The sequence below is a fragment of the uncultured Anaerococcus sp. genome (assembly GCF_937934665.1).
GTDB lineage: Bacteria > Bacillota > Clostridia > Tissierellales > Peptoniphilaceae > Anaerococcus.
In genome coordinates this window covers 1-5,253 of sequence record NZ_CALGYW010000149.1, presented here as the reverse complement: position 1 = coordinate 5,253, position 5,253 = coordinate 1, and the positions used below count along the sequence as shown (strand labels likewise).

5 protein-coding genes are annotated in these 5,253 nt (G+C 41.2%); all 5 read right to left on the bottom strand.

Annotated features, from left to right (window positions below; translation table 11 throughout):
* Positions 1–66: 66 nt before the first annotated feature.
* Positions 67–252 (bottom strand): hypothetical protein, encoded by a 186-nt coding sequence (locus Q0410_RS07605; protein WP_299035175.1) that lies wholly within the window; start codon positions 250–252, stop codon positions 67–69.
* 1 nt (position 253) lies between these two features.
* On the bottom strand, positions 254–1,633 hold the full coding sequence (locus Q0410_RS07600) for a DEAD/DEAH box helicase (RefSeq protein WP_299035172.1): 1,380 nt from the start codon (positions 1,631–1,633) through the stop codon (positions 254–256).
* Positions 1,614–1,910 (bottom strand): VRR-NUC domain-containing protein, encoded by a 297-nt coding sequence (locus tag Q0410_RS07595; protein WP_299035170.1) that lies wholly within the window; start codon positions 1,908–1,910, stop codon positions 1,614–1,616. Before Q0410_RS07595 ends, Q0410_RS07600 begins: the two co-directional genes overlap by 20 nt.
* Before the next feature lie 326 nt (positions 1,911–2,236).
* On the bottom strand, positions 2,237–4,651 hold the full coding sequence (locus Q0410_RS07590) for a VapE domain-containing protein (protein WP_299035168.1): 2,415 nt from the start codon (positions 4,649–4,651) through the stop codon (positions 2,237–2,239).
* 331 nt (positions 4,652–4,982) lie between these two features.
* Positions 4,983–5,253, bottom strand: a 271-nt coding sequence (locus Q0410_RS07585; protein ID WP_299035166.1) for a hypothetical protein, incomplete at its 5' end; no start/stop codon positions are given.

The window sequence follows — 5,253 nt, the reverse complement described above, 5'->3', positions numbered from 1 at the left end:
ACATTACGCAAATATCGTTAAATTGGCTCAAATTGATTACATTACGCAAATATCGCCCATACTTCCCTATAATTTCTTTGTTTTTGTAGCTTCTTTTTGCTCCTTTGAGTTCATCTCATCTGCTGTTATGTCAAATTGCTTTAAGTTGTTGATCGCCTGTTTTAGGTTCTTGATTCTTTTATTGTACGGCTTCATCGCCTCTTCTTTTGCTTGTATTTCTTGTATTAATTCTCTTTCTAGTGTTTTAATCATTCTATATTCCCGCTTTCGCTTTTTTAATTTTTGCTTGTACAGCTGCTATAAGCTCGTCTTGATGTATTCTTTTTTCTGTGAGACTTTTGATCGCATTCTCATCTTCTGTACCCTCCCCTCCTAAGTGGTTTATGATACCTGTTTCTTTTTGCCCCTGCCTGTATAATCTGGCGTTGGCTTGTAAGTAGTTCTCTAGGCTGTAGGTTAGCCCGAACCATACGACTATGTTCCCTCCTGCTTGTAGGTTTAGTCCGTGCCCCATGGAGGCTGGATGCGCTAGTAGCAGGTGGATGTTACCTTCGTTCCATTCATCCAGGTCTTCTTTGGTGTTTAGTTCTCTAGGTTCTAATTTTTCAAATCTTGCCATAAGTCTTTCGTAGTCATGCTGGTAGTTGTATAGCACCATGATTGGCTTACCTTCGTTTTCCTCTATGATTTCTTCTAAAGCTTCAAGTTTTAGATCATGAATAGGTATTACTTTCCTTTCCTCATCATAAACTGCCCCGTTTGCCATTTGAAGTAGTTTGTTTGATACAACTCCTGCGCTTGTTGCTGTAATCATGTCTTCATCAATGGTTACCAGATAATCCCTTTCCATTTTGTCATATATCGCCTTTATGCTAGGTGGCATTCTTAGTTTTATAGTGTTATCAATTCTTTCAGGCATCTTTAGGTGATCTTCTGCTTTTAAACTTACCGCTATGTCTTCTATCTGCTTATAGATTTCTTTTTCCGCCCCTGGTTTCAGCTTATAGTTAAATACTACGTTTCTGTTTCTCTGATTGGGGTCAAAGTATTTATTTCGGTATCTCGTGATACTTGATTCTAATCTTTCCCCCTGATCTAGTAGGTATATCTGTGCCCATAGGTCTTGTAAGCTGTTAGGTGCTGGTGTTCCTGTTAGTAGGATTACTCTTCTTGATATTGCCGTTGCTTTTCTTAATGCTTTAAACCGTTGGCTTTGGTGGTTTTTAAAGCTTGATGACTCATCTATCACCAAGGTGTCATATGGCCACTTTTCTTTTCTTGCTAGGTAGTAGTCTATTAGCCACTTGGTGTTTTCTCTATTGATGATATAAATGTCAGCTCTTTTTTCTATTGCTTCTTCTCTTTTTTTCTTTGATCCTATAATCTTTGAAATCCTTAAGTTTTTTAAATGTCCCCATTTATCTATCTCATCTGGCCATGTCATGTCTGCTACTCTTAAAGGCGCTATAACTAAAACTTTGTTAACTGTGAAGCTGTCATACATCAGGTCGTTAAGTGCCGTTAAGGTGCATACTGTTTTTCCTAGCCCCATATCTAAAATTAGCGCTATTTTGGGTTTTTTCTTGATCTGTGCTATCGTGTAGACTTGGTAGTCATGTGGTGTAAAGTTCATCTGCCACCTCTTTAATAAAACCATCGATTAGTTCTTTCGTGTGTAGTTGCATCACGTTGGCTCCTAGGTCTTTTAAACTTTGCTGTTGGAGTTTCTGTAGTGCTGCTGTCTTTCCACCTTTCGGTCTTTTGAGTTCTACAAAATACACCCTTCCTTCTGGTAGTACTACTAATCTATCTGGCACTCCATTGTTTCCTGGTGACTCAAACTTATAAGCTTTGCCGCCTATTCTTTTCACTTCTTTTACCAAGTACCTTTCTATTGTCTTTTCTAGCATTTCTTAACTTTTCATCCTCCTTAGTACTTTTCTTAAAATAAGCCCCTGACTACAAGACTACAATAATTCCTATACGTGCGCTAATACGCACTTTAGGCGGAACGCATTACGATGTTGTCTGCCTAAATGGTATATTTTACCAAAATAGGAATATTTTGTAGTCTTTGTAGTCAAGCCCTATTTGTTGGCTTTACTGTCGTGTTATCGCTGACTACAATATTTTTTTAGAGTTGTAGTTTTTTGTAGTCTTTGTAGTCAGCTGCAATTGTTGACTTTGTAGTCATTGTAGTCATTGTAGTCATGGTTTGTAGTCATACAAAACGCAACTATTTTCGCCTATAACCTCTCTGACTACCGTAGGCCCCGAACCTTAAAGGATGCCTTACTTTTTCCCAGTTTCTAAAGGTGTCTAGGGCCTCATTGATCTGACGGCCGTCTAGTGGTTTCATGTTGGCTATATCTTTTGCTAGCATCTCGTTCCACACCTCTGCGGCACACACTTTATCACGGTATGCTAATTCCTGATCCTCTGCCCTAAAGTCATCAGTAGCTTGTACCCATTGGCGTTTTTCGTATAAGGATTTATCATCCCATCCTTCTTTTGGTATTGGTATCTTTAGGTATTCTTGGATTAATCCTATATAGGCATTATGCTGGCTATGCTCCTCTTGCATCTCGGTAGCTCTCTTTTGAACTAAAGGAGGTAACTCCATGATATTTTCGCCCTGTTTAAAGTAGTAGACTGCTTCCGCCCATATCTGGTCTATCTCGCTTTGGTTCAAGTCATCCCATACGGTTTTTGTCCTTTTTTCCTCATTGGTATCTAGCACCCAGAAGCGGCGCCCTCCTGTTGGGTCGTTTAAAAACTCATTATCATTGGTGGTCCCTATGAAGATACACTGTCTTTTACTTACGGTCGTATTTCTTGCAAAAGCTCGCCTGAAGGTGTCTTCTTGTTTTGAGATGTAGGATTTGATAGCTTCTCTTTCGCTTTTTCTTAAGGCTGCAAGTTCGCCCATTTCCATGATCCACACGCCGTCTAGTGCCTCGTAGGCTTCTTTCCCTTTGATATCAGGCAGACTATCAGAGAACCATGGGCCTGCTAGCTTTTTAATGATATAACTCTTTCCTAACCCTTGGGTCCCTACAATGGTTAGCATTTGGTCGAACTTGCACCCTGGATTGAAGATTCTTGCCACCGCTGCTACTAGGGTTTTTCTTGTGATGGTTCTAGTGTACTCTGAGTCATCTGACCCTAGGTAGTCTATGAAAAGTGTTTCAAGTCTTTTAGCTCCGTCCCATTTTAGGCTATTTAAATAATCGCGCACTGGGTGGTAGGCGTGTTCTTCAGCTACTAAACTAAAGGCGTCTATAAGCTTTTGTCTGCCCTGGAGCCCATATACTTTCTCTATGTAGTGTCTTAGGCCGGCATCGTCTGTGTCGTTCCAAAAGTCGCCGTTTCTTTGCCATGGGGTGTTTTTAATCTTAACTTCTAATCTTTGGTTGAATAAGTTTTTTGCGACCATGTTCTTTATGTTAGGGTCGTTTCTTAGAATGATGAGCATGTTGTCGATGGTCTCTACGTAGGCGCCATGTTTGTTTGTTTCAAGCTTTGTGATCCATTCTGTGTCTATCTCTGCACTATCATCTAAAAGGTCTACATCGCCGAATTCTTGCGCTGCTAATTCTAAACGCTCCGCGCCTATGGTCTTTTTGGTCTCATCATCGTTTACGACTAGGTCTATCATTTTCTGCCAGCTTGGCAGTCTGTTTATTGGGGTATCTTCTTTAGCTTCTTTGTCAAGCTCTGCGAACTTATGAATTCTCACTAAGTCAAAGGCGTTACACAGCTGTCCGCTGATAGGGTCTGTCCCGTGGTTTGAATATGCGAATTTGTCATCATAAACTACAAGCCCTGAAGCGGTAGACCCGCCTGTGTAGGTGTAGCGCCCTGGTGTAGTGCTTTCTTGATACGCATCTGGTAGGAACTTTTCTATTGCCTCCTGGATCGTATAAGTTCTACAAAAGGAACCTATAAGCCCGTCCTTTTCTAAAGGGTCGCCCTGCTTATCAGCTGTCTTTTTTCTCATGCCATCGGCTCTGGATGATTCCGGCCAGTAGGATGTGTCGCGCCAGTCTTCATAAAGGGCTAGCACGGCGTTAGGGTCTAGAACTGGGGCATCTATGACTCTGTAAAAGTAATCCCCGTCTTTGCTTGTTGATGGCCAGTACATAAGCCTGGTTGCTTGATAAGTGGTGTCATCAAAGTAATCCATGCCGATGCCATCAGCTATTTTTCTTGCTATTGCCTCGTAAGCTTCCGCGCTCACTGGCTCTGCTAGTGGTATGATTAATCTGTATCTAGGTTTGTTAGGTCTGTGCTTGTGGGTTGAGTAGGCTACCATAGCATAATCTGTGATGAGCTCGATATCGTCCCATAGGTCTTTTGTTGCAAAGTCCACATCTAGTGTTATGAAGCTTCTGTTTACAACGTGTCCGTTTTTTCGCCTACCTTCTTTTAGGTGGCCTCCTACAAAGCCCCCGACGTCTTTTATCTGGTCTTGATCGTCTTTTTTCATCTTGGCATATTGCTCTACTGTCTCATGGGTGTAGTGTGTTGTAGCTAGTTTCTTTGCTAGTGATGACCAGGTTATGTTTGTGTTCTTCCAGGAGGTTTCTTTACGGCTTTTAGCCACTGCTATGGATAACTTTAAATCTGGGCTGTGTTTGATTTCCGCCATAATTTTATAAGGCCCCCTTTCTTATGTAATAATTTTTTGAGAAGCATAATTGCTTACTCCTTTCTATTCTGCTAATAAATCCCGTATCTCATTAACGTCTAGCGGTATCAGAGATAGTGATAATCTCTCATGGTTGTGTATAAAAGTGTTTTGTTTTCCTGTTGCTACCTTATGAATTATCGCCTTAGCGACATCCACGCTTTTGTTAAACTTTTCCGCGAACTCTTTAGTATTGTCGCAGACGGCATGGAGGTTGTCGTTCTCATCATAAACGGCTATAAGGTACCCTTTTTTATAAAATACATTCAGATTGACTCCCTCGCTTTCTTGACTATTGCTTAGCGGATTTAAGCTCTTGTGCGAGTAGGTAGTAATCTAGATCGCTAATCGCCTTCTCTAAGTCTGCCCATAGGTTGTTTAGCTGCGGTACCGTTACTTCTTGGTCGACTGATACTTCTACTTCGTGCTCTCTGCCGCATTCAGGGCACTCTGCCTCTTCTGTGACTTCTGTTTGAAGCTCTATTGTAGTGGGAACTTTTGCCACTAAGGCTTTCAGCTCCTCTATGGTGTCTTTCACTTTATTAATAATGACAGCTTGCGCT